Genomic DNA, 25,602 nt, shown 5'->3' with positions numbered 1-25,602 from the left:
ATGTCGACTCAAGAAAACATTCAAGCGTCTCCCATGCAGGCCTCGGCGCTACAAGTGCGCGCCAATGCCGAGCGCGAGCGCCGCCGTGCTGCGCGACGGCGCCAGCACCTGTTTTATCTGGCGCTGCTGGGCATAGCGATGGTGGCGCCGCTAATGGTGTACCCGGTGTTCCTGATGAAGCTGTTGTGCTTCGCCCTGTTCGCCTGTGCATTCAATCTGCTGTTGGGATACGCCGGGCTGCTGTCCTTCGGCCACGCTGCATTCTTCGCCTGCGGCGGCTATATCACTGGCTACATGCTGAGTACCTATACGGGTCTGAGTACCGAACTGGGGATAGTCGCCGGGACACTGGCGTCCACCGTGCTGGGCTTCGTCTTCGGCTTGCTGGCGATTCGCAGGCAAGGCATCTACTTCGCGATGATCACCTTGGCGTTGGCGCAGATGGTGTTCTTTGTCTTCGTCCAGGCGCCGTTTACCGGTGGCGAAAACGGCATGCAGGGCGTACCGCGCGGGCATCTGTTCGGTCTGTTCGACATGCAGAACAACATGTCCCTGTACTACTTCGTGCTGGCGGTGTTCGTGCTTGGCTTCGTGATCATCCAACGCACCATTCATTCGCCCTACGGTCAGGTGCTCAAGGCGATTCGCGAAAACGAGCCGCGGGCGATCTCGCTGGGCTACAACGTCGACGCGCACAAGTTGCTGGCCTTCGTCATCTCCGCGGGATTGACCGGCCTGGCTGGCTCGACCAAGACAGTGGTGTTCCAGCTTGCCTCGCTGACCGATGCCCACTGGCACATGTCCGGAGAGGTGATCCTGATGACCCTGCTGGGCGGCGTCGGCACCATTCTCGGCCCGGTGGTGGGCGCGACGGTGGTGGTCACGCTGCAGAGCTCGCTGTCCAACGGCCCGCTGGGTGAATGGGTGCACGTGATTCTCGGGGTGATCTTCGTGCTCTGCGTGCTGCTGTTCCGCTCGGGGATCGTTGGGTGGGTGGAGCGCTTGATCAAGCGCAACTTCAAATAGCGGGCCGCTGCTCCTGACGCGCCGCCGCTGTTAGCCACACGCGGCGGGAGAGGGGAGCCGAAAGGTGTGGCCGGGCATGCCTCCACTGGGGCCGGATGGCATCGGTCTGACGCAGTACCAGCGTACGAGGTGCAACATCGTCGCCTCGTTCAGGCTCTTCCCTGAGCCCGTCTTGTCAGCCTGTACCGTTGATGGTCAGAAGCGCCTCAAGCGTTCTGCCAGTTAGGCTTGCGCTTCTCCAGGAACGCGTTGACACCTTCCTTCTGATCCTTGGTGTCGAACAGCTCGGCGAACAACTCGCGTTCCTCAGCCCAACCTGAGCTGTGATCGTCGTTGCGCGCGTTCATTACCAGGCGCTTGCAACGGCTGACCGAGGAAGGGCTCTGCTTGCTGGCACCTTCGGCAAGCTTCAGGGCTGCGTCCAGGGATTGTCCACGCGGGACCACTTCTTCTACCAAACCAATCTTCTCGGCGCGCTGAGCATCGATGCGCTCGCCGCAGAGAATCATGCGCTTGGCCCAGCCTTCGCCCACCAGCCAAGGCAGGTTCTGCGTGCCTCCGGCGCAGGGCAGCAGACCCACGCTGGCTTCCGGCAAGGCCATCTGAGCTTGTTCTTCGGCAATGCGAATGTCGCAAGCCAGCGCGCATTCGAGGCCGCCACCCATGGCGTATCCGTTGATGGCCGCGATGGAAACGCCGCGAAAGCGCGTCAGTGCATCAAAGGCACGGCCAAAGAGTTGCGCGACTTCTCGCGCGCCGTTCTTGTCACCGTCGGCAAACTGTTTGAGGTCAGCTCCTGCCGAGAAGAATTTGTCGCCCTGGCCGGTAATGACCAGCGCGTAGACGTCTGGATTGTCGTTGAGCTGGCCGATCATCTGTTCCAGCGCCGCTAGCGACTCGCGATCCCATGTATTGGCAGGTGGATTGGCAATGGTCAGCAGCGCCGTGTGGTCGCGCATTTCGAGATGGATCTTCTGGCTCATGTCGGTTCCTTGTGCTTGAAAGGGGACGGTCGCGCTGAGGCGATACGAGGTTCGATAGACGAGCCTAGCAGTGTAAAAATAGTAAACCCATGGTGCGAAATGCAGAGGTATTCTGTGTTTTTGCACAGCGCGCCGCGGACGGCACGCGTCAACTCGATGGATCTGGAGTCTGCAGTGGATTGGGACAACCTGCGTTTTTTTCTCGAACTCGCGCGTGCGGGCAAACTGACGGTCGCCGCCAGGCGCCTGGCTGTAGACCACACCACGGTGGCCCGACGGGTGCAGGCGCTGGAGAAAAGCCTGGACCGGCAACTGTTCATCCGTGCCAAAGCAGGCTACCGGCTATCCGAGGCGGGCCGCGAACTGCTGGCCCAGGCCGAGGCGATGGAGAGCGCCATTGCCTCCATCGAACAACCGAGCCTCACCGCCGACAAACTCTCAGGCCAGGTACGCATTGGTGCGACCGAGGGCTACGGCACGGTGATGCTGGCAGGCCAACTGGCCAACCTGACCCGCGATTACCCGCACCTGGGCGTGGATCTGCTGGCGGTGCCGCGCTCGGTCAGATTGGCGCGGCATGAGGCGGACATCGTCATCACGCTGGAGCGCCCCGAGCGTGGCCCTTATGTGATCACCAAGCTCACCGACTACGTGTTGCGGCTTTATGCGTCCGAAGCCTACCTGGCGTCACACCCGCCCATCCGCAGCCGGGAGGACCTCAGCGGTCATGTCTTCGTCAGCTATATCGAGGACCTGCTGTACAGCAAGGAGCTGTTCTACCTCGACGAGATTGTTCGTCCCCGTCAGCACTCGCTGCGCAGCACCAGCATCCTTGCCCAGCAAGAAGCCGTTGCAGCCGGGGCCGGGCTGGCCATCCTGCCGGCATTCCTGGCGCGCAAGGAGCCGCTGCTTAAGGAAGTCCTGGTTGGCGAAATCGAATTCACCCGAACCTTCTGGATGCTGATGCCGGTGGAAAACAAGGACCTGGCGCGGATGCGTGTGTGTTGGGATTTCCTGCGGGACGTTGCCGCCAATAGTCATGACGTGATGATGGGGCGCGCATGAACCGCGACGGCAAGGGCACCATTTCCGTCAGGCTGGTGGACGAGGCGCTGCAAGCCTTCACCTCGCCCTCGTTGCCAGCCGATCAGCTGCTGCATCAGCTCGGGCTGATGTCGGTCGACTTCGCCGATTCCGAGGCGCGAATCGATGTGGCTGACTTCAGCAAGCTCTGGCGGCGCCTGGCGCGGCACTTCGACGATGAGTTTTTTGGTATGGATGCGCGGCGCATGCGTGCCGGCAGTTTCGCCTTTGTATGCCGAGCGGCGATGGCCCAGCAAACCCTCGATGGCGCACTTCGTGTGGCCCTGGATTTCTTCGGGCTGACCTTCGAAGGCTTTCGCGGCGAGCTGTGTCGCAGCGAGAGCCTGGCTGAAATCACGCTGTCGGAGCCACCCGGTGCCCGGCCGCTCAGAGCCTTCAGCTACTTCACTTTCTGGATGCTGTTGCACGGCCTGGCCTGTTGGCTGGTTGGACGGCGCATCCCGCTGCTGGCCGTCGAGCTGCGTTGCGACGAGCCGGCCTACACCGACGACTACCGCGTCATGTTCTCGCGCAACCTGCGCTTCGCACGGCCGACCACACGGATCATTTTCGCAGCCGAAGTGCTCGACCTTCCGGTGCGCCGCAGCGAGCAGGAGTTGCACGGCTTCCTGGCGCATGCGCCTTCCAACATCCTGGTCAAATACCGCGACACCACGAGCCTAGCCAGCCGCATCAAGGTGCAGCTGCGTGAATTGCCAGCCGAAGAATGGCCGACCAGCGAAGCGCTGGCGCAGACGTTGTGCGTATCAGCCTCGACCCTGCGCCGTCGGCTGGCTGAGGCTGGGCAGACTTACCAGGCGATAAAGGACCAGGTACGCCAGGAAATGGCCACCCTGTGGCTGGCAGACGCCTCCATCACCTACGCGGAAATCGCCGAGCGCTTGGGTTTCGCCGATGTCAGCTCGTTCTACAAGGCGTTCCGCAAATGGTCCGGGACCAATCCGGGGCAGTACCGCAGCCTGATATTGCGGGCGGACGAACCGGTTATTTCGCGCTTTTCATAACGAAGCCCACACCGACCTTAGCGCCTGGCTTGGCCAAACCGGTCATCGCGATTGCGTGCATCGACCATTGTTCGTACCCATAGGTCTGAAGAAGATGAGCCCAGCAGGATCCGGCAGCCAATGTGCCGCGATCCCATCCATCTTCATGAGGTCGTGCTGTGGACATTCAAGACAAGGTTTTCCTGATCACTGGTGGTGCATCCGGCCTGGGTGCGGCCGCTGCCGAAGCGCTGGTCGCCGCAGGCGCAAAGGTGGTGCTGGCCGACATCAATGCCGAGCTGCTGAACGAGCGCAGCGAAATGCTGGGCGCCAACGCCCACGCCGTGGTCACCAATGTGTGTGACGAGGCGGCCGCGCAGGCAGCGGTGAGCGCAGCGGTCGAACGGTTCGGCGGCCTGCACGGGCTGGTCAACTGCGCCGGCGTCGCCAGCGGCGAAAAGATCCTCGGTCGTCAGGGCCCACATGGCCTGGACAGTTTCAGCAAGGTCATCGGCCTCAACCTGATCGGCAGCTTCAACATGCTGCGCCTGGCCGCCGAGGTTATCGCCCGCGGCGAGCCCGATGCTCAGGGCAACCGTGGCGTGATCATTAATACAGCCTCTATCGCGGCCTACGACGGGCAGATTGGCCAGGCTGCCTATGCAGCTTCCAAGGGCGGTGTGGTCGCCATGACGTTGCCGGCTGCGCGTGAACTGGCGCGCCATGGTATCCGCGTTATGACCATCGCGCCGGGCGTTTTCGAGACGCCGATGATGGCTGGCATGACCCAAGAGGTCCGCGACTCGCTGGCCGCGGGTGTGCCGTTCCCGCCACGTCTGGGTCGTGCCAGTGAATACGCGGCGCTGGTCCGCCATATCGTCGAGAACGACATGCTCAACGGCGAGGTGATACGCCTCGACGGCGCGCTGCGCATGGCCGCGAAATAATCGGGAGACACGTGATGAACAACGATCCAATCGTCATATTGGGCTCGGCCCGTACCCCCATGGGCGGTTTTCAGGGTGATCTGAAAAGCCTCAGCGCGCCGGAGCTGGGCGCAGCTGCAATTCGCGCCGCGGTCGAGCGCAGCGGTGTCGCCGCCGAACAGGTGCAGGAAGTGCTGATGGGCTGCGTGCTGCCGGCAGGCCTCGGCCAGGCGCCGGCCCGCCAGGCTGCACTCGGTGCGGGGCTGGGCAAGGCGACCGCGTCCACCACGTTGAACAAGATGTGCGGCTCGGGTATGCAGGCGGCGATCCTCGCCCACGATGCGTTACGTGCCGGCTCGGTCGATGTGGTGATCGCTGGCGGCATGGAGAGCATGTCCAATGCGCCTTATTTGCTGGAAAAAGCCCGCGGTGGCTATCGCATGGGCCATGGCAAGGTGCTCGACCACATGTTCCTCGACGGCCTTGAGGACGCCTATGACAAAGGCCGCTTGATGGGGACCTTTGCCGAGGATTGCGCGCAGAATCACGGGTTCACGCGTGAGGAGCAGGACGCCTACGCGCTGGCCTCCCTGCAGCGGGCCCGCGATGCCATTTCCAGTGGCCGCTTCGCCAGCGAAATCGTCCCGCTTGAAGTAACTCAAGGACGCGCGCAGCGCACCGTTAGTGAAGACGAGCAGCCACCCAAGGCGATGCCGGAGAAGATTCCGTCGCTCAAGCCGGCCTTCCGCGAAGGAGGCACCGTAACGGCTGCCAATTCCAGTTCGATTTCTGACGGTGCCGCCGCCTTGGTACTGACGCGACGTTCCCACGCCGAACAACTCGGGGTGAAACCTCAGGCGGTGATTCATGGGCATGCGGTATTCGCCGACGCGCCCAATCTGTTCCCGACTGCGCCCATCGGGGCCATCCACAAGCTATTGGAGCGCACCGGTTGGAGTCTCGACGAGGTCGATCTGTTCGAGATCAACGAGGCTTTTGCGGTGGTCAGCATGGTCACCATGCGCGAGCTGGGGCTCGATCAGGCCAAGGTCAACGTCAATGGCGGAGCCTGCGCGTTGGGCCACCCAATCGGCGCGTCCGGTGCACGTATTCTCGTGACGCTGATCGCTGCACTGCGCGACCGTGGCCTGCGCAAGGGCATCGCTGCCATCTGCATTGGCGGTGGTGAAGCGACTGCCATGGCCGTCGAACTGCTCGACTGAGGACTTGCCATGCTGCTCAATGAAGATCAAACCAGCATTCGCGATATGGCCCGGCAGTTCGCTCAGGAGCGCCTCAAGCCGTTTGCCGCCGACTGGGACCGTGAACACCGTTACCCGGCCGAGGCGATCGGCGAGATGGCCGAGCTCGGCTTTTTCGGCATGCTTTGCCCGGAGCAGTGGGGCGGCAGCGAGACCGGCTACATCGCCTATGCGCTGGCGCTGGAGGAGATCGCGGCGGGTGACGGTGCCTGCTCGACCATCATGAGTGTGCACAACTCGGTAGGTTGCGTGCCGATCCTGCGCTTTGGCAATGATAAACAGAAGCAGCGCTACCTGACGCCACTGGCCAGTGGTGCGCAGATCGGTGCTTTCGCCCTTACCGAGCCGCATGCCGGTTCCGATGCCAGCAGCTTGCGCACCCGCGCGCGGCGTGACGGCGACAGCTACGTGCTCAACGGCGCCAAGCAGTTCATCACCTCGGGTCAGCACGCCGGCACGGTGATCGTGTTCGCCGTAACCGACCCGGAGGCTGGCAAGCGCGGTATCAGTGCCTTTATCGTGCCCACCGACACGCCCGGCTATCAGGTGGTACGCGTCGAGGACAAGCTCGGCCAGCACGCCTCGGACACCTGCCAACTGGCCTTCGAGGACATGCGCGTGCATGAGTCCCAGCGCCTGGGCGAGGAGGGTGAGGGTTACCGCATTGCCTTGGCGAACCTGGAAGGCGGGCGCATCGGCATTGCCGCCCAGGCTGTGGGCATGGCGCGTGCAGCCTTCGAAGCCGCCCGCGATTACGCCCGAGACCGAGAGGCTTTCGGCAAGGCGCTTACCGAACACCAGGCCGTCGCCTTTCGCCTGGCCGACATGGCGACCCAGATCGCCGTGGCGCGGCAGATGGTGCTGCACGCCGCCGCGCTGCGCGAGGCCGGTCAGCCAGCGCTGGTCGAGGCCTCGATGGCCAAGCTGTTCGCTTCGGAAATGGCCGAGAAGGTCTGCTCGGCGGCGATCCAGACGCTCGGTGGTTACGGCTATCTCAAGGACTTTCCAGTCGAGCGCATCTACCGCGACGTGCGGGTCTGCCAGATCTACGAAGGCACCAGCGACATCCAGCGGTTGGTGATCGCGCGTAATTTGGGGTAGGAGACTGGCCCGGTCACAACTTACATGGGCGGCCTGCGTTCGCTGCGCGACTTGCGACAGAGCCGCTCGCCCACCGTCCGTTTGGCGCAAGTCCCCCACATACGCTTGTGTCTCACATCTGGTATGCGAGCCGCCAAGACGATGCGCTGCGTTTCGAGCAATAGTTTCAATGCCGCGCACTTCCCCAGTTCCAGTGAGGCCAGCCTTGCCGGCAACGACTGGATACGCTCAGCCAGCCCGTAGCGTCGCCGTCTTAACTAGACTTCCTCGCAACCGCATGCCGAGCGCTGGCGAGGGGGACTGAGGATGGAGACGATTCTGGCCCATGGGCCCTATGTCGAATTCGCGGTGCTGCTGATGTTTTCGGCAGCAGCCGGTGCGGTTGCCGTCCGGCTCCGACAGCCGGTGTTGATCGCTTATATCGTTATCGGCATTTTAGTCGGCCCGGCGGTATTCGGCCTGGTGAGGGCGCATGACCAGATCAACCTGTTGGCGGAAATTGGCGTAACGGTGTTGCTCTTCGTGGTCGGGCTCAAACTCGACCTGCAGCATATTCGTCATATCGGACCGGTGGCGCTGGCCACTGGGCTCGGTCAGTTAGCGTTTACCATCGTCTTCGGATTTATCCTGACGCTGGCATTGGGCAAGACACCGGTGGAGGCGATCTACATCGCCGTCGCGCTGACTTTTTCCAGCACCATCATCATCGTCAAACTGCTTTCGGATAAACGTGAGCTGGACTCGCTGCACGGGCGCATCGCGGTCGGCTTCCTGATTGTCCAGGATCTGGCCGTGGTGCTGGCAATGATGACGATGAGTGCGCTGCGGGGGGCTGGCGAGGCGGGCACATTGGAAATCGCGGGTTCGCTGATCTTGCGCCTGGTGCTCGCCGCGCTGCTGATGTTTCTGTTGATGCGCTATGTCTTACCGAGGGTGATGGCCGCCATGGCTCGCTCTCAGGAGCTGCTGCTGATCTTCGCCATCGCGTGGGGTTGCGGGCTCGCAGTGATCGGCGAGTGGGCAGGCTTCAGCAAGGAGGCCGGCGCATTCATCGCCGGCTTCTCGCTGGCCTCGACTGGGTACCGCGAAGCGATGAACGCGAGATTGACCGGGATTCGTGATTTTATGCTGCTGTTTTTCTTCATCGACCTGGGCGCCAAACTGGATTTTTCCACCCTTGGCGGTGAGGCGCTGCCCGCAGTGGTGCTGTCGCTCTTCGTGCTGATCGGCAACCCGTTGATCGTCATGGCGATCATGGAGTTCATGGGTTATCGCAAGCGCACAGGGTTTCTGGCCGGGCTGACCGTTGCGCAGATCAGCGAGTTCTCCATCGTGTTCGTCGCCATGGGCATCACCCTGGGCCACGTCGATGCCCATGCGCTGGGACTGACTACCCTGGTCGGGCTGGTCACCATCATGTTGTCGACCTACATGATTCTGTTCTCACAACCGCTCTACGAGCGTTTGATGCCCTGGCTTGGCGTGTTCGAGCGCAAGCGACCGTTCCGCGAACTCGAAGTGGACCGACCGTTGCGTCCCGAAGGCCAGCCACAGGTTCTGGTTTTTGGAATGGGTCGCTATGGTGCGCGCTTGCTGCGGCAGCTTGACGGCGCGGGGGTCACCGTAATGGGTGTTGATTTCGATCCCGAAGCGGTGCGTGCGCTGGCCCAGGGCGGGTTAAATGTGCGCTTTGGTGACGGGGAGGATCCCAGTCTGCTGGAGGCGCTGCCGCTGCAGCATGCCGACTGGGTCGTGACCACCTTCCCGCAGTGGGAATCGAACCGGGCCTTTTTACATGCACTGCGGGTCGCAGGCTTCGGTGGCCAGGTGGCCGGGGTGGTAAGAGACGACCAGCACGGCCGGTCGCTCGATGACGCCGGTGTCGCAATGGTGCTCAACCCCTTTACCGACGCAGCAGACTTTGCGGCACGTTGGCTGGTGAGTGATTTGGAAAAAAGGCACGGCACTAGCGGCACAGCACCATCGTTTGGTCCGCGCGGCGTGCAAGGGTGGGGGTGAAGCGGAGCGTCGTACGGCCAATTGGCTGATATGAGCCATCCGGTTTGACCAAGATCGAGCTCTCACACCGCGCTATCAGTCCCAACCGCCTGTGTTTTCGATGGGCTCCGTAATCGACCCCGGCGTTCTTGAAAACCGCGGCGCGGGGGCGGCGTGCAAGGCGCCATCGATGTCGTGATAAACCCCGCGCTCGCGCATATGCGGATGTTGCGCGGCTTCTTCCAGGTTCAGCACCGGGGCGAAGCAGGCGTCGCTGCCTTCGAGTAGGGCGCACCACTCGACTTGGGTGCGGCTGGCGAATAACGAGGCGAGCGCTTCGCTCTGCTCGGCCCATAGCGCTGGGTCGTTGCAGCCCTGACGCAAGAGGTCGGGCGCATCGATGCGCTGCATCAGTTCAGCCAGGAACTGCGGCTCCAGCGGCCCGATGGCAATGTCGCGGCCGTCGGCGCAGGTGTAGCAGCGGTAGTGCGGGGCGGCTCCTGCGAGCAGGTTGCGGTCGCGCTCCAGCGAGATGGCGCCGCTGGGCAAGAGGCCGGCGAATAAGGTCATCATCGAGGACACGCCGTCGACGATGGCGGCATCGACCACCTGGCCCAGGCCTGACCGCTCGCGTTCCCATAACGCGGCCATGATGCCGAACGCCAGATACAACGAGCCGCCGCCGAAATCCCCGACCAGATTGAGCGGCGGTATCGCCGGGCCTTCGCGTCCACCGATGGCCGCCAGAGCGCCGGTGATCGCCAGATAGTTGATGTCATGGCCGGCGCTTTGGGCCAAGGGTCCGGTCTGACCCCAGCCGGTCATCCGGCCGTAGACCAGCCGTGGATTACGCGCATGAACCTGTTCCGGGCCGAGGCCAAGCCGTTCCATTACGCCAGGACGGAAGCCTTCGATCAGCACGTCGGCACCTTCGGTAAGCGTGAGGCATTGCTCCCGCCCGGCGTCGGTACGGATGTCCAGCGTCAGGTGTTTGCGACCGCGATCAACCACCGGATTGGGCCAGCCATTGCCGCCTTCGCGCTCGATGCGAATCACTTCGGCGCCGAGGTCAGCCAGCAACATCGCGCAGTGTGGGCCGGGGCCAATGCTGGCGAACTCCAGTACTCGCAGACCGAGCAGCGGTCCTTGGCGAGGGGTGGCAGTGGCGGTCGACATAAGGCGCGTTCCTTTTGGTGATGGGTCCATCGCGCCCGTACGTGCAGGCATCCGTGTGGTTCCAGCGCGGGCGGTTGTGATCGGCCTGGCGTGCTAAGTGGCATTGATGGCTGAGTTCACGGATGCGCACGGAGATGACGCGGTGAGTCAGTGAAACGGCGCGGTTCGTTAGATCCCTCGAGTAGACGAGAGCGGTGGGCCAAAGCTCCAGCTCACGGGTCGCCAGCTAGCTCGCCGGAGATGGCGGGGTGAATCTGCGAAACGGTGCGGCCCGCTACGCTCGCTTGGCTGGGTGAGAACGGTGGGCTGAAGCCCACCCTACGGCGCGCCACACGGTTCTGTCGCGCTAGAGGCTCGCCGCATCCGCTGCGCTTTCCTCCAGCTCGATCAAATGGTCGCGGTAACGGTCGCGCAGGGTTTTCTTGTCGATCTTGCCGGTCGCGGTCAGTGGGACGCTGTCGATGATGACGGCGTCGGGCATCCACCATTTGACGATCTGTGGCTCGAGAAAGGCGAGCACGGTTTCGATGCAGATTTCGGTGTCGTCGTGGGGCTCGATGATCAAGATCGGGCGCTCTTCCCATTTTTCGTGCGTAACGCCTACCACTGCGGCGATGCGCACGCCGGGGCAGGCCACGGCGATGTTCTCGATGTCGATGGAGCTGATCCACTCGCCGCCGGACTTGATCACGTCCTTGCTGCGGTCAGTGATGCGCATGTAGCCGTTGGGGTCGAGGGTCGCGATGTCGCCGGTGTCGAACCAGCCGTCAGCGTCCAGCGCGGTGGTTTCGCTGCGGAAGTAACGCTCGACCGTCCAGGGGCCGCGAACTAGCAAGGCGCCGGAACTGATACCGTCATGCGGCAGTGCGTTGCCTGCCTCATCGACAATCTTCAACTCGATACCGAATTGCAGCCGGCCCTGGCGGGTCCAGATGGCCTCGTTGGTGGCCGCTTCGCCCATGGCGGCGAGCTTGGGCGTCGGCGTGGCGACGACACCGAGCGGGCTGGTTTCAGTCATGCCCCAGAGTTGGCGGACGCTGACGCCATATTTCGTCTCGAATTTCTCGGCCAGCGCGCGCGGCACGGCCGAGCCGGCGATGACCAGGCACTTGAGCTTGCCGGTATCTTCGCCGGTGCGCTCCAGGTGATTGAGGTACATCGTCCAGATTGTCGGCACGCCGCCAGAAAAGGTGACGCCCTCGTTCTGGATCAGCTCCTGCAGGCTGGCGCCGTCCATCTTGTCGCACGGCAGGACGAACTTGCAGCCATTGATCGCAGCGGTAAAAGGCACGCCCCAAGCGGTGGCGTGGTAGAGCGAGGAGCAGGGCATGATGCAATCGAAGGCCGAGAAGCCGAAGGCGCCGGTGAGGCCGGCTGCCATGGCGTGCAGAACGACCGAGCGGTGGCTGTAGACCACGCCTTTCGGATTGCCGGTGGTGCCGGACGTATAGCAGAGCATGGCGCCGGCGTTTTCATCGAACTGAGGCCAGTCCGTGATTGGCTCTTCCCGAGCGATCAGCGTTTCGTAGCTTTGCGCGCCGACGTCCCCAGGCTCGGTGCGTTCGGCATCCGACAGCATGATGAAAGTTTGGATATGTTCAAGCCGTGGCCGAACGCGCTCGACCACGGCGAGAAAACTGCGATCGAACAGCAGCACGCCACTGCCGGCGTGGTTCAAGGTGTAGATGATCTGCTCGTCCGACAGCCGCGGGTTGGCCGTGTGCAGCACCGCGCCGATGCCGGGTACGGCAAAGAACAGCTCGAAGTGACGATGCGTGTTCCAGGCCATGGACGACACCATGTCGCCAGCTTTCACGCCCAGGCTTCGCAGCATTGCGGCTGCCTGGCCGGTGCGTGTGGCGAGCCCGGCGTAGTCGTAGCGCCAGATAGGTTCATCCACCAGCCGCGAGACGATTTCCCGGTCGCCATGGGCGAGGGCGGCATGGGTCAGAATGCCGCTGATCATCAGCGGGGTCTGCTGCATCGTACCTTTGAGCATCGTCGTATCCTTCTTATTGTTGTCTGAATGGCGGCCGCGCTTGCCGCCATCTGTCATTCGCATTACTTACTGCTGTTTTTTTGTACGGGTTTTGCCCGCCGGATGAGGTGATGGTCATGCTGACCTAGCGCTTCACGGGCGCTTCAGCATCTTTTTCGCGAGCAAGCTCGCTCCTACAAATTCTCAACAGCCATCGCGCGCGCTCAAAACCTGTAGGAGCGAGCTTGCTCGCGAATGACGAAGTCCGCTCGGTTGCCCAGGTTTCCCCCCGCGATCTTTAAAGCCCGTAGTTGTTCAGCTCCCGCGCGATCAACAGCCGCTGAATCTCGCTGGAGCCTTCGTAGATCTGCGTGATGCGCGCATCGCGGTAGTAGCGCTCGACCGGGTAATCCTCGAGATACCCGTAGCCGCCGTGGATCTGCATGGCTTTGGAGCAGACGTATTCGGCAACTTCCGAAGCGAACAGCTTGGCCTGGGAGGCCTCGGACAAACACGGCAGGTTGGCGCTGCGCAATCGCGCGGCATGCAGGATGAGCAATCGCGCGGCGTTCAGGCGGGTGTGCATGTCGGCCAGCATGTTCGCCACGCTCTGGTGCTCGATGATCGGTTTGTCGAACTGGATGCGCTCGCGGGCATAACCCAGCGCTGCCTCGAACGCGGCGCGGGCGATGCCCAGCGCTTGGGCGCCGATGCCAATGCGGCCGCCTTCGAGATTGGAGAGGGCGATGGCCAGCCCCTTGCCGCGTGGGCCGAGCAGGTTGGCTTCCGGAATGCGACAGTCACGCAGGGTCACGCCACAGGTGTCCGAAGCGCGGATGCCCATCTTCTTTTCCATGCGGTCGACGACGAAACCGGGGTTATTGGTGGGCACCAGGAACGCCGACAGGCCCTTCTTGCCCAGCTCCGGATCAGTGACGGCGAAGACGATCGCAATCTTGGCGCGCTTGCCGTTGCTGACGAACTGCTTGGCGCCATTGATCACCCATTCGCCGTTTTCCAGCACGGCGCGGGTGCGCAGGTTGTGCGCCTCGGAACCGGCCTGCGGTTCCGTCAGGGCGAAGCAGCCAATGGCACGGCCCGCCGCCAGGTCCGGCAGCCATTCGTCCTGCTGCTCCGGCGTACCGTATTTCAGAATCGGACCGCAGCCCACCGAGCTGTGGATGCTCATCAGCGCACCGATGGCGCCGTCGCCGGCGGAGATTTCCTCGACGGCAAGGGCATAGGCGACATAGTCGATATAGGTGCCGCCCCACTGCTCGGGCACGATCATGCCCAGCAGACCGAGCTCGCCCAGCTGGGTCACGGTGTCGTCACCGATCCAGCCGGCCTGTTCCCAGGCCTCGGCCTTGGGCGCGATTTCAGCGCGGGCGAAGTCGCGCGCCATGTCGCGGATCATCCGTTGTTCTTCGCTCAGTTCAATGTCTTGCATATGCAGCTCCTCAGGCGCCGGCGAAGAAGGCCGCCACGCGCTCGGGCGTCACTTCTTCCAGCGTAGGCGGGTTCCAGCGAGGGTTCTTGTCCTTGTCGACGATCAGCGCGCGCACGCCTTCAATGATGTCGCCTTCGTCGAACCACTGGCGGTCCAGGTGAAGCTCCATGGCAAAGCAGTCGGCCAGCGACAGGGTGCGACCACGACGGAGCATTTCCAGCGTGACGCTCATCGACAACGGCGAGCGGCTGTCCATGGTCTTGAGTGTCTCGGCCGCCCAATCGCGAAACTCGGGACGTGTTTCGGCGGCCAGCGACTGGTGAATGGCAGCGACGCTGTCATGGGCGAAATGCTGCTCGATGGCTGGGAACAGCGCCTTGAACGGCGCATCCGGCAACTCGGTGCAACCCATGGACACCAGCAGGTTGGTCAGTGCCTGCACCGGCGCAGTGCTCCAGTCCTGGCGGTCCAGCGCCTGTTCAAGCTCGGCGAAACGCTCGTAGGGCACGCAATAATCGGCGAGACCGGCATACAGCGCGTCAGCCGAGCCGACGTGGTTACCGGTCAGGCCCATGTAGAGGCCGAGGTTGCCCGGCAGGCGCGGCAGGAAATAGCTACCGCCCACATCCGGGAAGTAACCGATGCCGACCTCCGGCATGCCCATTCGCGTGCGCTCGGAAATCACCCGCAGCGAGGCTCCCTGAACCAGGCCCGTGCCGCCGCCGAGCACGAAGCCGTTCATCAGCGCCAGCAGGGGTTTGCTGTAGGCATGGATGTACTGGTCCAGCGCATATTCTTCCTCGAAGAACGCCCGATGCAGGCTGTCGCCGCTCTTGTAACTGTCGTACAGCGAGCGGATATCGCCGCCGGCGCAGAAGGCTTTCTCGCCAGCGCCGCGCAACACCACGGCGACCACATCGGGGTCGTCCGCCCAGGCTTGCAGTTGCTCGTGGAGCATACGCACCATGGGCAGCGTAACGGCATTCAGCCCGGCGGGGCGGTTCAGCGTGAGATAGCCGACGCGATTGCGTACTTCGATCAGTACCGGCGCTTCTGCCTGGGTCATGTCTAGTCCTCTTGGCGGTAGAGTTTGATGATCGCGGAGAAGTCCAGCCCACCGTGACCTTGCATGCTGAAGGCCTGGTACAGCTGCTGCGCGAGACCACCGAGGATAACCGGCTGGCGCACTTGTTTGGCCGCTTCGCTGGCCAGCCCGAGGTCCTTGAGCATCAGGTCGGTGCCAAACCCGCCGCTGTAGCCGCGCGAGGCCGGGCCGTTCTCCAGTACACCAGGGAAGGGGTTGTTGATCTCCGATGCCCAGCAACGTCCGCTCGACGAGTTGATGATTCCGGCCAGCACCTTTGCGTCCATCCCCAGGGCCACGCCCAGCGACATGGCCTCGGCCACGCCAATCATCGAGATGCCGAGCAGCATGTTGTTGGCGACCTTGGCTACCTGACCGTTTCCGGTGTCGCCGCAATGGACGATGTTTTTGCCCATCGTCGCCAGGATTGGCTGTGCCTTGTGGAAGTCCGCCTCGCTGCCGCCGACCATGAAGGTCAGGGTGCCGGCTGCGGCGCCGACGGTGCCACCGGATACCGGAGCGTCGAGCATGGGGTTGCCGTTGTTTGCTGCGGCGGCGGCGACTTCCCGTGCGGACATTGGGTCGATGGTGGAGGAGTCGATCAGCAGAACGCCGGATTGGACGTTGGCCAGAAGCCCGTCTTCACCGAGGTAGACCTGCTTCACATGCGCGGCAGCCGGCAGCATGGTGATGATGGCTTCAATGCCTGCACCCGCGACGGCAGCCGGAGAGGTCGCCTCTTTGGCGCCGGCTTCGACAAGGCCCGATACAGCTGCTGCAGAAAGGTCGAACACAGTGACTTGATGGCCGGCTTTGAGCAGGTTGCGCGCCATGGGCCCACCCATGTTGCCGAGCCCTAGAAATCCGATATGCATGGCCGTTTCCTTCTTGTTCTGATTGACGGCTGAAACGGCGCCGGGTGTTTAGCCGACGCCGATCCGGTTATTTGAGGTTGATGGTGGTGTTCACCGGGCCGCCGACCTCGTTTTCATCGAACCAGCGCTGTGTGATGGTCTTGGTCTGAGTGTAGAACTGCACCACTTGCTTGCCATACGGGCCGAGGTCGCCAAGCTTGGAGGCGCGCGAGCCGGTAAAGGAGAACATGGGTACCGGTACCGGGATCGGGACGTTGATGCCGACCTGGCCAACGTCGATCTCTTCCTGAAAATGCCGGGCTGCGGCGCCGGAACGGGTGAACAGGGCGGTGCCGTTGCCGTTGGGGTTGGCGTTGATCAGTTCGATGGCTTGGTCGAGTGTGTCGACCTGCATCACGCAGAGCACCGGGCCGAAGATTTCCTCCCGGTAGATGGTCATGTCCGGCTTCACCCCGGAAAAGATGGTCGGCCCGACGAAGTTGCCTTTCTCAAAGCCCGAGACCTGCGGATTGCGGCCGTCCAGCACCAGTTCTGCACCTTCCGACACGCCGTGCTCGATCAGCGAACTGATGCGATCCAGCGCAGTGCAGGACACCACGGGGCCGACATCGGTCCCGCTTTCAGCACCCGCATTAACCTTCAGTGTTTTGGCCTTGGCGACCAGATCCGGCAGCCAGCTCTGTGCTTCGCCCACTAGGATCAGCACCGACAGCGCCATGCAGCGCTGGCCAGCTGCGCCGAAGGCCGCGCCGACGAGGTTGTTGAGGGTCTGCTCCTTGTGCGCGTCGGGCAGGATGATGCCGTGGTTCTTGGCGCCCATCATGCACTGCACGCGCTTGCCGGCCTGGCTGGCGCGGTTGTAGACATGGGTGCCGACCTTGGTCGAACCGACAAAGGAAACGGCCTTGATGTCCGGGTGATCGCAGATCAGATTCACCGCGTCGGCGCCGCCGTGAATGACGTTCAGCACGCCCGGCGGCACGCCAGCTTCCATCGCCAGTTCGGCGAGACGCATGGTCACCATCGGGTCTTGCTCGGATGGTTTGAGAACAAAAGTGTTTCCGGTGGCAATCGCCATGGGGAACATCCACAGCGGAATCATCGCCGGGAAATTGAACGGCGTGATGCCGGCGCAGACACCCAGCGGTTGCAGCAGGGTATAGGTGTCGACGCCGGTGGCGACGTTGTTGGCCAGTTCGCCCAGTTGCAGATTGCCGATACCGGCGGCGTGTTCAACCACTTCCAAGCCGCGAAAAACGTCGCCCTCGGCGTCTGGCAGTGTTTTGCCCTGTTCAGCGGTGAGGATCGCCGCCAACTCCTTCATGTTCTCGCGGATCAGCTGCTGGTACTTGAGGAAGATCCGCGAGCGTGCGCCGATGGGGGTCTTGCGCCAGGTCTTGAAGGCTTCCTTGGCACTGGCGACTGCGGCGTTCATTTCGGCTTCGGTGGCGAAGGGCACGCGGGCCAGGACTTCCTGCGTCGCCGGGTTGACAATGTCGCGCCATTCGCTGGTTGATGACTCGACCAGCTCACCGCCGATCAGGAGTTTGACTGTGGGGATGGCACTTGACTGGGTCATGGCGTGTCCTAGCGATTGTTGTTCTTTGGATAGAAGAATGGATGGAGCTGTCCTGATCCTAGAGTGCATATTTGCCGACATCAATGCGGCTCGCTGCATAGCTGGTCTGCATAAATGCACACGCTGTCCTTCGCGGTGAATACTGCTGGGCTGCCTGGACCCGCCGTCTCGCTTGGTTCGGTAAACTCTGTCGGCGGGACATCCATCGACTGGTCGTGAAAGGTGCTGATGCAGATTGCAAATATCCCCGGTGCGAACCTGGTAGCCGAATCCCTTGCGGAGTCGTCGCCGTTCGATGATCCCGTATTCGACGTCATGCCTATGGGTGTGTGCGTGCTCGACGCCAATGGCGCCGTGCTGCGCTACAACCGAATGGCCGATCAGCTGTGCGGCGGTGTGTTAGCCAGTCATAGCCGTCTGCGAATAGTCCGAAGCGATGGCGAGCTGATTCCCCTTGCCGATACCCCTTTGGCGCACACGATCCGCACGGGACGCGCCGCTCAGGACGTCGCGCTGCTGATCGAGCGTCCCGATGGCATTCCGGCGGCCGCACTGGCCAATATCGAAGCGCTGCGCAACGACGCCGGGCAGATCACCGGCGCCGTCGTCTGCTTTCAGGCGATTACGCCAGCGCGGCAATCGAGTGCTGACCGGCGGCGTAACGTCGATTGGTTGAGTGCGATGGTGAACCACACGCCCGAGTGCGTGAAGGTGGTTGATCGCGACGGGACGCTGGTCCAGATGAACCCCGCCGGCCTGAAGATGCTGGCAGCAAATGCTTCAGAGGACGTAGAGGGTGGCTGCGTATTCGAGCTGGTTGCGTCTGAGCACCGCGCGTATTGGCAGGAGCAACATCTGCGCGTTTGCGACGGCGAAAAACTCAGCTGGGAATTCGACATCATCAACCTCGCTGGGGAACGACGGCACATGGAAACCCACGCGGTGCCCATGACGATGCCAGACGGCAGCAACGGATCCAGCGGCGGTTACGTGCAACTGGCAATTACCCGCGACATCACCGAACGCAAGCAGCTGGAGGCCGCTAACCGAGAGGCAGAACAGCGCTTGCGCGATCTTTTGGAAGCCTTGCCCACAGCCGTTTACACCACCGATGCGAATGGCAAGGTCAGCTATTTCAACCAGGCTTGTGTCGAGCTGGCCGGGCGTGTACCGGTGATCGGGAGCGATGAGTGGTGCGTGACCTGGCGGTTGTATTGGCCAGACGGCACACCGATGGGTCACGAGGATTGCCCGATGGCGGTGGCGCTTACCGAAAACAGCGCCATTCAGGGCGCCGAAGCGATAGCCGAGCGCCCTGACGGAACCCGCGTGCCGTTTCTCGCTTATCCCGCGCCGCTGCGCAATGGCGCGGGCGAGCTGATCGGTGCGGTCAACATGCTGGTCGATATCACCGAGCGCAAAGTCGCCGAAGACCACCGCCAGCTGTTGCTCAATGAGCTCAATCATCGAGTCAAGAACACGCTCGCGACGGTGCAGTCGATCGCTGCGCAAAGCTTTCGTCGAGACGCCAGCAACCAGGGCTATCACTGGTTTGAAGGGCGGCTGATTGCGCTATCAAAGGCGCACGACGTGTTGTCTCGGGAGAACTGGCAAGCCGCTGACCTGCGTGAGGTGATTGAACAGGCTATCGCGCCGTTTCGGGTCGATGGTCGCCAGCGTTTCATCAGTGAGGGGCCGGCGCAGCGGTTGCGGCCCAAGCAGGCACTGGCGCTGGCCATGGCACTGCATGAGCTGTGCACCAACGCGGCCAAATATGGGGCCTTGTCCATCGATTCGGGCCAGGTTCGCATCGTCTGGAAGTTGTCACAGTCAGAGCAGACAGCCACTTTGCAGTTGCACTGGGAAGAGGGCGGCGGGCCGATCGTTTCACCCCCCGTGCGAAAAGGCTTCGGGTCGCGCCTGCTCGAACGCGGTCTGGCCGGTGAACTGAACGCTGAAGTACGTCTCGCTTTTCCCAGTGGTGGCGTTGTCTGCGATATCGAGGTGCCATTGCAATGAGCGGACTGTGTTCAAGAGTACTGGTCATCGAGGATGAGGCGCTGGTCGGGATGCTGCTGGAAGACATGCTGCAGGATATCGGCTGCGAGCATGTGGAGCTGGTGCCGCGGTTTGCCGAAGGCATGCAGGCTGCCGAGAACGGTGATTTCGATCTGGCGGTGCTGGACGTCAATCTGGACGGGGTAAGTAGCTTTCCGATTGCCGATCGACTGATTGGCCGCAACATTCCGCTGGTATTCGCGACCGGCTATGGCTCGGTCGGAATGGACCCGCGCTACGCGCACATTCCGACGCTGCAAAAACCTTTCTTCTTCAGTGACCTCGAACAAGTCGTGCGCCGGGCCCTGGCTGCTGATTGAACTGGCCTGCTGCTGCGGAATGAGGCGGCTGCAGGCGCTGGGCGTTATGGCCCCTGCGTAACAATCGCCGAATTGCCCATGCCGTCCTGCCTGATGGTCGCGTCGTACTGCTGCACGTTGTCCCACGCACCGGTCTGCAGGAGCGAAGCGTAATTCTCCGTGCCGGTCTGCTCGACGGTGCCGCTGCTGTAGTAGCCCATCTGAACCACATCGATCTCGTTGGCCGTCCCGTTCTGGTCGATGACGAGACCACTGCCATCGAAGCTCTGCTCGATGTCGACCCGGTTTTCGTTACCCGTAGAGCGACCGACGACTGTCGTCGAGCGTCCGCCTTGCTCTGCGGTCAGCACGTTGCCAGTGCCATCCTGAGTGAAAGAGAACGAAGAGAAGCCACCAGACTCCACGACATCGGCGACGTTGTCCGTACCGATTTGCACCAGCGTTACATCACCGGACGAATAGCGTCCCCCGGAACGCTGGTCTAGGGTTGCCTCATTACCTATGCCGTTCTGGCTGATCGACGCGTATGCACCATAAGGGAAACCATCCTGGGTGAGCCTGATGACGTTGGCTGTACCGCTCTGCTCGGTATCGGCAGCGGCGCCGCCGGTCTGTTCGATGTAGGCCGTATTGCCGTCACCGTTCTGAACGCCGGTGTAGCTTTTCCCTAGACGGCCAACCTGGAACACCTCGGTGGCGTTGCCCTGGCCATTCTGGGTAACCGTGGCGGCGTTGCCGGCACCGTCTGGTTGTTCGACATAAGCCACGTTGCTGATCCCGGCCTGGGATATGGCTACCGACTGGCCTGTGCCTATCGAGGATTGAAGAACCGTGGCCAGGTTGTATTCCCCGTCCTGGCTGATCGCGACGTTACCGTTAACGCCACTCTGATCGGTGGTTGAGATATTGCCGCTGCCGACCTGTTCGCTGTCGGCCGTCATCCCGGCACCGCGTTGGTCGGTGTAAACGACGTTGCCTGTACCGCTCTGGCGCTGGGAAATACTGCTGTCTTCGCCTCGCTGGAAGACATCGGCGTAGTTGTCGGACCCCGCCTGGTCCTGGGTTGATTCAGTGACCGCGTAGGCGTGGTTGATGAGCAGTACGGAAATGGCGGCTGCCAGAATCGTTCTTGTGGCTTGCATGTCAGAGTCCCTCCGGTGCAGGAGCCTGAGTTCTATTCGTCGGGTTTGCCGCTGTGTATCCGCCGGAAAGCTTATCTGGCGCGGATGGAGGATTAATCCGGTCACCGTCGCTCTGTATTAGACGCAGTCACTGAGTCTCAGGCGGGTATTGCCACCATTGTGCTTTGTACCGATTGGAAATAAAGAACCCGCAGGGCCGCGTGGCAAGGGGCCGCGTCTGCTTAGGTCCGTGGCCAGGCGGCCAGCAGTTGCTGAGTGAACAATGCCTGTTGCGACTTGAGGCTGAACAGTTCAGGCGAGAACAGCCAGCTGTGGGTGATGCCCATGAGGCTTGCATAGAGAAACAGCGCACGGCTGTGCGACTTGGCTGGAGCAGGGCTGTTGCCGGAGTCTGCCGCTTCGATCAGCTGCTCCAGCAGCTTGACAATGTCGCGTGTCAGTTTGCGCTCACGCTTGAGCGTATCGGCCATCTGCTCGGTGAACTCGGTCTTGTTCAACAAGATCTCGAACGACTGCCGGTGCCAGCGATCTTCAAGCAACAGGCGGAACCACTCGCTGATGAAGTGTTCAAGCGCCGACCTCGGCTCATCCGCCATGCCCAGGCTCTGCGAGATCAACTGCTCCAGCGGCTGCTGGGAAAATCCCAGAACCGCCTGAAACAACTCGTCCTTGTTCTTGAAGTGCCAGTAGATCGGACCACGGCTGAAACCCGCTTCGTCAGCGATCATCGCCAGCGTTGTATTGGAATAACCGTTCTTGCTGAACAGCTCCAGCGCGGCAGCGATGATCTTCAGGCGGGTTTGCTCGGCGTCTTCTTTCGTACGGCGCATGGGCTTGATCGTCGGGGTTGAGGGTGGGGCGAGGGCGCTCTAGCTTCCAGCGTTGGACCGGAAGCTAGAAGCCAGACGCTTTCTACAGCTTTCCATCCGCCGCCATTTGCATGTAGGTGGTATCGAAGTGCAGTTTGACGTTGCTCTCGGAGCCGAGCAACTTGTCGCCCGGCATGGCGATGCCGACAAAATCAACCGAGTCGGCGCCGTCGCCCAGCAGGCCGTGATCGAAGGAGAACTGACGAACGCTGTCCATCGCCTGATAAGCCTCATCGCTCTGAATGAAGGCCAACGAATCGGTTGGCGTCCAGAACATCTTCATGCCCTTGAGCTGGCTCTCGTAACCGGCTTGATCGGTGCCCGATGCCTGACCAAGGGCCGCACGTGCTTTCGCCCCTTCCTCGGTATCGCTTTCAAGAATGCCCATCACCTCGTACCAGGCGCCGACCAGCGCTTTGCCGAAGTCCGGGTTGTCAGCCAGCGTTTCGCTGTTGACGATGGTCAAGTCCTTGATGTGACCGGAGATATTGCTGGAGTCGAAGGCCTTGTGCGCGTCGGGCATTGCGGCGACTTCATCCAGCAGCGGATTCCAGGTCACCACGTTGCGCACGTCGTCGGTGCTGAAGGCGGCGACCAGGTCGGCATCCGAGGTGTTCACCACCTGCACGTCGCGCTCGCTCATCCCCACGCTGTCCAGCGCCTGGGCCAGCAGGTAGTGCGAGACCGACAGTTCGACCAGATGGATCTGCTGGTCCTTGAGGCTTTTCAGATCAGCGCTGCCCTTCATCACCAGCCCATCGTTGCCGTTGGAGTAGTCGCCAACGATCAGTGCTGTGGTATCGACGCCGCCCGCAGCCGGGATCGAAAGTGCATCCATGCTGGTGGCGACCACGCCGTCGAACTGGCCCGCGGTGTACTGGTTGATGGATTCAACGTAGTCGTTGATCTGGGTGATGTTGACCTCGATCCCGTACTTGTCGGCCCACTTTTTCATGATTCCCGACTCGTCGGCGTACTGCCAGGGCATCCAGCCGGCGTAGATGGTCCAAGCGATGTCGAAGCTTTTCTTTTCTTCAGCCTGGGCGGCGAACGGCGAAAGCGCAGCGAAGATGACGGCGCCGGCACAGAGTGCTCGCTTGAAGGTATTGGCTTGCATGGTGAATCTCCTTGTCATCTGGTCAGAAGAATTTCAGGTAGCGCTGGATTTCCCAGTCGGAAACGTGGGTGTGGTAGGCATTCCATTCGTCGCGCTTGTAGTCGACGAAGGCCTGGTACATGGCATCGCCGAACACCTGGCGCGACAGCGGGTCGGCCTCGAAGGCGTCGATGGCTTCGGACAGCGTGCGCGGCAGGGTCTCGATGCCCATGTCTGCGACGTCTTTTTCGCTGTAGTCGTACATGTTTTCGCGGTGCGGCTGGCCCGGTTCGAGCTTTTCGCGGATGCCTTCAAGGCCGGCGGCGAGGATCATCGCGGCGCCGAGATAAGGGTTGCAGCCGATGTCCGCCGCGCGACATTCCACGCGCGCGCCCTGGGATGGAATGCGCAGCATGTTGGTGCGGTTGTTGTTGCCGTAGCAGACAAACACCGGCGCCCAGGTCGAGCCGGACATGGCGCCCTTGCGGATCAGGCGCTTGTAGCTGTTCACGGTGGGCGCGATCACGGCGCAGATGGCCTTGGCGTGTTTCAACACGCCAGCAATGAAGTGGTAGGCGAGCGGGGTGACGCCACAACCATGGGGGTCATTGCCGTCTACCTCAAAGAGGTTCTTGCCGGAGGCCAGGTCCGCCAGCGACATGTTGTAGTGCGCGCCGCTGCCGGTGCGCTGCGCTGAGGGTTTGGGCATGAAGGTGGCGAAGGCGCCGTGCTTGCGGGCGATCTCGTTGGCCATCATGCGGAAGAACACGAAGCGGTCGGCCATGGTGAGCGCGTCCGAATACTTGAAATCGGTTTCGAACTGGCCGTTGGCGTCTTCATGGTCGAAGGAATAGACGCCCCAGCCCATCTCGTTCATGGCTTCGACCAGCTCATCGATCACCGGCAGGTTGTCCATCAGCAGGCGTGGGTCGTAGCAGGGCTTGGCCGCGGTGTCGCGATCGCTGAGCGGGGCGAAACCGCCGTCCGGCGTGTCCTTGTACAGGAAGAATTCGGTTTCGATGCCCAGGTTGAAGCTGTAGCCCATCTCGGCCGCTGCTTCGGTCTGGCGCTTGAGAATGCCGCGTGAGCAGGCGTCGAAGGGCTTGCCGTCCAGGTACAGGTCGCTGGCAAACCAGGCCAGGCTGCGGTTCCAACTGCATTGGGTGGCGCTGGCCGGATCCGGCATAGCGGCGACTTCGTTGTCGCTGATCTGCTGCGGCACGCCGTCGAGCGCAGCGCCGGTATAGAGCTCGGAACCGCGCAGCATCTGGCCCAGATGAGCCAGTGGCACGAACTTGCCCTTGATTACCCCGTGCATGTCCACGTAGCTGGCCATGGCGTACTTGACGCCCTTGTCCTGCAGGCCTTGTTTGAGTTCGTCGATCTGGGAAAGCGGAAAGGTCGTCATGGTGAAAATCCCTTGCTGAATTCGGGCCAGCGTCATGCGCTGTGGCACGAATCCTTCATCCAATATACATGCCAGTGTGTATAGAAACGGTATGGCGAAGCCCGCAAAGGTCGTCGCCAATGTGCCTCAGGAGGCCTGCAAGTGATTGAAGTTGAACGACTAAAGCAATACGCAGAGTTGGGCGATCTAGTGCTCGACAGTGGCCAGACTTTGCAAAAAGCGCAGTTGTGCTATCAGGTTGTGGGTTCGCCAAATGCCCAGAAAGACAACATCGCGCTGGTTCCCAGCTACTACGGTGGCTCGCATTGGGGCAGTCTGCCCCTGCTTGGTGCAGGTAGCCCCCTGGCCGGTGGTGACTACTGTGTGGTGCTGACCAATCTGTTCGGTGCCGGCTGGTCCAGCTCTCCCAGTAATGCCGCCGCAGGGCAGCAGGGCGCTGACTTTCCCCGCATCACGCTGACTGACAACGTGTGGGCTCAACGCATGCTGCTCGACCAGCTGTTCGGGCCGTCCTGGCAATTGCGGCTGGTGACGGGCTGGTCCATGGGCGGGATGCAGGCGCTTTACTGGGCATTGGTGTTCCCTGAAAAGGTGCAAAGCATCCTGCCGTTTTGTTGCACGGCGCGATGCTGGCCGCACAACTTCGTCTTCCTCGAAGGTGTAAAGGCTGCGTTGCAGGCTGACTCGGCCTGGCGGGGCGGGCGCTATACCCAAGCACCCGAACGCGGCCTGCGAGCCTTCGGTCGCGCCTATGCCGGTTGGGCCTACTCGCAGGCGTTCTTTCGCAACGAACAGTGGCGTGAACTGGGTTTCACCAGTCTCGACGCCTTGCTCGACTACTGGGAGCAAGACCATCTGGAACAGGATGCCAACGATCTGCTGTGCGTGCTGGCTACCTGGCAGTCGGCTGATCCGTCGGTGCTGGCCGGCGCGGGCAGCCTGGAGGACGCGCTGGCCCGCCTCTCGGCGCGGGCGATCATCATGCCGAGCAGCACCGACCTTTACTTCACCGTGGAGGACGCGCGCCACGAAGCCTCGCTGATGCCCAACGCCGAACTGCGCGTGCTGGAGTCGGACTGGGGCCATTGCGCGGGCGGGCCTGGGCGCAGCCCAGAGGCCATGGCGCAGGTCTTCTCTGCCATGCATGACCTGCTCGCATCCTGACCAAAAAGTCTTTTCCGGAC

The 25,602-nt window shown here is 62.2% G+C and carries 21 protein-coding genes; 10 read left to right on the top strand and 11 right to left on the bottom strand.

Features of this window, described 5'->3' with window-relative positions:
- On the top strand, positions 1 to 1,026 hold the full coding sequence (locus ALTERO38_RS07360) for a branched-chain amino acid ABC transporter permease (protein ID WP_102835096.1): 1,026 nt from the start codon (positions 1 to 3) through the stop codon (positions 1,024 to 1,026).
- A gap of 206 nt (positions 1,027 to 1,232) precedes the next feature.
- Here ALTERO38_RS07360 and ALTERO38_RS07355 read toward each other — a convergent pair whose 3' ends face one another.
- Positions 1,233 to 2,009, bottom strand: coding sequence for an enoyl-CoA hydratase (locus ALTERO38_RS07355; protein ID WP_148924395.1), 777 nt, complete (start codon positions 2,007 to 2,009; stop codon positions 1,233 to 1,235).
- Between the two features lie 174 nt (positions 2,010 to 2,183).
- Between ALTERO38_RS07355 and ALTERO38_RS07350 the strand changes: the two genes are divergently transcribed.
- The 6 genes from ALTERO38_RS07350 (at position 2,184) to ALTERO38_RS07325 (ending at position 9,404) form a co-directional block, all read left to right on the top strand.
- Positions 2,184 to 3,074 (top strand): LysR family transcriptional regulator, encoded by an 891-nt coding sequence (locus ALTERO38_RS07350; RefSeq protein ID WP_148924429.1) that lies wholly within the window; start codon positions 2,184 to 2,186, stop codon positions 3,072 to 3,074.
- Positions 3,071 to 4,117: an AraC family transcriptional regulator gene (locus ALTERO38_RS07345; protein ID WP_159967843.1), complete on the top strand. Its 1,047-nt coding sequence runs from the start codon at positions 3,071 to 3,073 to the stop codon at positions 4,115 to 4,117. The genes ALTERO38_RS07350 and ALTERO38_RS07345 overlap by 4 nt, the downstream gene beginning before the upstream one ends.
- Before the next feature lie 158 nt (positions 4,118 to 4,275).
- On the top strand, positions 4,276 to 5,043 hold the full coding sequence (locus ALTERO38_RS07340) for an SDR family NAD(P)-dependent oxidoreductase (RefSeq protein ID WP_159967842.1): 768 nt from the start codon (positions 4,276 to 4,278) through the stop codon (positions 5,041 to 5,043).
- Between the two features lie 14 nt (positions 5,044 to 5,057).
- Positions 5,058 to 6,245 carry an acetyl-CoA C-acyltransferase gene (locus ALTERO38_RS07335; protein WP_159967841.1) on the top strand — a complete coding sequence of 396 codons (1,188 nt, stop codon included), beginning with the start codon at positions 5,058 to 5,060 and terminating at the stop codon, positions 6,243 to 6,245.
- Between the two features lie 9 nt (positions 6,246 to 6,254).
- On the top strand, positions 6,255 to 7,385 hold the full coding sequence (locus tag ALTERO38_RS07330) for an acyl-CoA dehydrogenase (protein ID WP_159967840.1): 1,131 nt from the start codon (positions 6,255 to 6,257) through the stop codon (positions 7,383 to 7,385).
- Positions 7,386 to 7,691: 306 nt separating this feature from the next.
- Positions 7,692 to 9,404 (top strand): cation:proton antiporter, encoded by a 1,713-nt coding sequence (locus tag ALTERO38_RS07325; protein ID WP_159967839.1) that lies wholly within the window; start codon positions 7,692 to 7,694, stop codon positions 9,402 to 9,404.
- Between the two features lie 75 nt (positions 9,405 to 9,479).
- On the opposite strand, the gene ALTERO38_RS07320 is transcribed toward ALTERO38_RS07325, so the two are convergent.
- The 6 genes from ALTERO38_RS07320 to ALTERO38_RS07295 all read right to left on the bottom strand — a co-directional run bounded on the left by ALTERO38_RS07320 (position 9,480) and on the right by ALTERO38_RS07295 (position 17,525).
- Entirely contained in the window at positions 9,480 to 10,559 is a 1,080-nt protein-coding gene (locus tag ALTERO38_RS07320) for a CaiB/BaiF CoA-transferase family protein (RefSeq protein WP_159967838.1), read from the bottom strand.
- Positions 10,560 to 10,905: 346 nt separating this feature from the next.
- Positions 10,906 to 12,558, bottom strand: a complete 1,653-nt coding sequence (locus ALTERO38_RS07315; RefSeq protein WP_372239358.1) for a long-chain fatty acid--CoA ligase — start codon at positions 12,556 to 12,558, stop codon at positions 10,906 to 10,908.
- Positions 12,559 to 12,835: 277 nt separating this feature from the next.
- Entirely contained in the window at positions 12,836 to 13,987 is a 1,152-nt protein-coding gene (locus tag ALTERO38_RS07310; RefSeq protein ID WP_159967837.1) for an acyl-CoA dehydrogenase family protein, read from the bottom strand.
- A gap of 10 nt (positions 13,988 to 13,997) precedes the next feature.
- Positions 13,998 to 15,053 carry an enoyl-CoA hydratase/isomerase family protein gene (locus tag ALTERO38_RS07305; protein ID WP_159967836.1) on the bottom strand — a complete coding sequence of 352 codons (1,056 nt, stop codon included), beginning with the start codon at positions 15,051 to 15,053 and terminating at the stop codon, positions 13,998 to 14,000.
- A 2-nt stretch (positions 15,054 to 15,055) separates the two neighbouring features.
- Positions 15,056 to 15,946 (bottom strand): 3-hydroxyisobutyrate dehydrogenase, encoded by an 891-nt coding sequence (gene mmsB, locus ALTERO38_RS07300; RefSeq protein WP_159967835.1) that lies wholly within the window; start codon positions 15,944 to 15,946, stop codon positions 15,056 to 15,058.
- A gap of 67 nt (positions 15,947 to 16,013) precedes the next feature.
- A complete protein-coding gene (locus ALTERO38_RS07295) occupies positions 16,014 to 17,525 on the bottom strand; it encodes a CoA-acylating methylmalonate-semialdehyde dehydrogenase (RefSeq protein ID WP_159967834.1) in 1,512 nt (503 codons plus the stop codon).
- 228 nt (positions 17,526 to 17,753) lie between these two features.
- On the opposite strand from ALTERO38_RS07295, the gene ALTERO38_RS07290 reads away from it, so the two are divergent.
- Together ALTERO38_RS07290 and ALTERO38_RS07285 are read left to right on the top strand one after the other, a co-directional pair.
- Positions 17,754 to 19,544, top strand: coding sequence for a PAS domain-containing protein (locus tag ALTERO38_RS07290; protein ID WP_159967833.1), 1,791 nt, complete (start codon positions 17,754 to 17,756; stop codon positions 19,542 to 19,544).
- The gene (locus ALTERO38_RS07285; protein WP_159967832.1) at positions 19,541 to 19,903 is read left to right on the top strand and encodes a response regulator; all 363 of its coding nucleotides are present in this window, start codon (positions 19,541 to 19,543) and stop codon (positions 19,901 to 19,903) included. The genes ALTERO38_RS07290 and ALTERO38_RS07285 overlap by 4 nt, the downstream gene beginning before the upstream one ends.
- A 44-nt stretch (positions 19,904 to 19,947) precedes the next feature.
- On the opposite strand, the gene ALTERO38_RS07280 is transcribed toward ALTERO38_RS07285, so the two are convergent.
- The 4 genes from ALTERO38_RS07280 to glnT all read right to left on the bottom strand — a co-directional run bounded on the left by ALTERO38_RS07280 (position 19,948) and on the right by glnT (position 24,418).
- On the bottom strand, positions 19,948 to 21,045 hold the full coding sequence (locus tag ALTERO38_RS07280) for a hypothetical protein (RefSeq protein WP_159967831.1): 1,098 nt from the start codon (positions 21,043 to 21,045) through the stop codon (positions 19,948 to 19,950).
- A 221-nt stretch (positions 21,046 to 21,266) separates the two neighbouring features.
- Positions 21,267 to 21,875, bottom strand: coding sequence for a TetR family transcriptional regulator (locus ALTERO38_RS07275; RefSeq protein WP_159967830.1), 609 nt, complete (start codon positions 21,873 to 21,875; stop codon positions 21,267 to 21,269).
- A gap of 82 nt (positions 21,876 to 21,957) precedes the next feature.
- The gene (locus ALTERO38_RS07270) at positions 21,958 to 23,031 is read right to left on the bottom strand and encodes a putative urea ABC transporter substrate-binding protein (RefSeq protein WP_159967829.1); all 1,074 of its coding nucleotides are present in this window, start codon (positions 23,029 to 23,031) and stop codon (positions 21,958 to 21,960) included.
- A 22-nt stretch (positions 23,032 to 23,053) separates the two neighbouring features.
- Entirely contained in the window at positions 23,054 to 24,418 is a 1,365-nt protein-coding gene (gene glnT / locus ALTERO38_RS07265; RefSeq protein ID WP_159967828.1) for a type III glutamate--ammonia ligase, read from the bottom strand.
- A gap of 141 nt (positions 24,419 to 24,559) precedes the next feature.
- On the opposite strand from glnT, the gene ALTERO38_RS07260 reads away from it, so the two are divergent.
- A complete protein-coding gene (locus tag ALTERO38_RS07260; RefSeq protein ID WP_159967827.1) occupies positions 24,560 to 25,582 on the top strand; it encodes an alpha/beta fold hydrolase in 1,023 nt (340 codons plus the stop codon).
- The last annotated feature ends 20 nt before the right edge of the window (positions 25,583 to 25,602 follow it).

The organism is Pseudomonas sp. 9Ag (genome assembly GCF_902506445.1).
GTDB classification, from domain to species: Bacteria; Pseudomonadota; Gammaproteobacteria; order Pseudomonadales; family Pseudomonadaceae; genus Stutzerimonas; species Stutzerimonas stutzeri_AB.
This window is presented reverse-complemented; position numbering and strand designations above follow the sequence as displayed.

What these genes read in the sequence shown, in the direction of transcription:
- ALTERO38_RS07360 (WP_102835096.1), top strand. Translation starts at nt 1, where the DNA reads ATGTCGACTCAAGAAAACATTCAAGCGTCTCCCATGCAGGCCTCGGCG.
- ALTERO38_RS07355 (WP_148924395.1), bottom strand. Translation starts at nt 2,009, where the DNA reads ATGAGCCAGAAGATCCATCTCGAAATGCGCGACCACACGGCGCTGCTG.
- ALTERO38_RS07345 (WP_159967843.1), top strand. Translation starts at nt 3,071, where the DNA reads ATGAACCGCGACGGCAAGGGCACCATTTCCGTCAGGCTGGTGGACGAG.
- ALTERO38_RS07335 (WP_159967841.1), top strand. Translation starts at nt 5,058, where the DNA reads ATGAACAACGATCCAATCGTCATATTGGGCTCGGCCCGTACCCCCATG.
- ALTERO38_RS07330 (WP_159967840.1), top strand. Translation starts at nt 6,255, where the DNA reads ATGCTGCTCAATGAAGATCAAACCAGCATTCGCGATATGGCCCGGCAG.
- ALTERO38_RS07325 (WP_159967839.1), top strand. Translation starts at nt 7,692, where the DNA reads ATGGAGACGATTCTGGCCCATGGGCCCTATGTCGAATTCGCGGTGCTG.
- ALTERO38_RS07320 (WP_159967838.1), bottom strand. Translation starts at nt 10,559, where the DNA reads ATGTCGACCGCCACTGCCACCCCTCGCCAAGGACCGCTGCTCGGTCTG.
- ALTERO38_RS07315 (WP_372239358.1), bottom strand. Translation starts at nt 12,558, where the DNA reads ATGCTCAAAGGTACGATGCAGCAGACCCCGCTGATGATCAGCGGCATT.
- ALTERO38_RS07310 (WP_159967837.1), bottom strand. Translation starts at nt 13,987, where the DNA reads ATGCAAGACATTGAACTGAGCGAAGAACAACGGATGATCCGCGACATG.
- ALTERO38_RS07305 (WP_159967836.1), bottom strand. Translation starts at nt 15,053, where the DNA reads ATGACCCAGGCAGAAGCGCCGGTACTGATCGAAGTACGCAATCGCGTC.
- mmsB (WP_159967835.1), bottom strand. Translation starts at nt 15,946, where the DNA reads ATGCATATCGGATTTCTAGGGCTCGGCAACATGGGTGGGCCCATGGCG.
- ALTERO38_RS07295 (WP_159967834.1), bottom strand. Translation starts at nt 17,525, where the DNA reads ATGACCCAGTCAAGTGCCATCCCCACAGTCAAACTCCTGATCGGCGGT.
- ALTERO38_RS07290 (WP_159967833.1), top strand. Translation starts at nt 17,754, where the DNA reads ATGCAGATTGCAAATATCCCCGGTGCGAACCTGGTAGCCGAATCCCTT.
- ALTERO38_RS07285 (WP_159967832.1), top strand. Translation starts at nt 19,541, where the DNA reads ATGAGCGGACTGTGTTCAAGAGTACTGGTCATCGAGGATGAGGCGCTG.
- ALTERO38_RS07280 (WP_159967831.1), bottom strand. Translation starts at nt 21,045, where the DNA reads ATGCAAGCCACAAGAACGATTCTGGCAGCCGCCATTTCCGTACTGCTC.
- ALTERO38_RS07275 (WP_159967830.1), bottom strand. Translation starts at nt 21,875, where the DNA reads ATGCGCCGTACGAAAGAAGACGCCGAGCAAACCCGCCTGAAGATCATC.
- ALTERO38_RS07270 (WP_159967829.1), bottom strand. Translation starts at nt 23,031, where the DNA reads ATGCAAGCCAATACCTTCAAGCGAGCACTCTGTGCCGGCGCCGTCATC.
- glnT (WP_159967828.1), bottom strand. Translation starts at nt 24,418, where the DNA reads ATGACGACCTTTCCGCTTTCCCAGATCGACGAACTCAAACAAGGCCTG.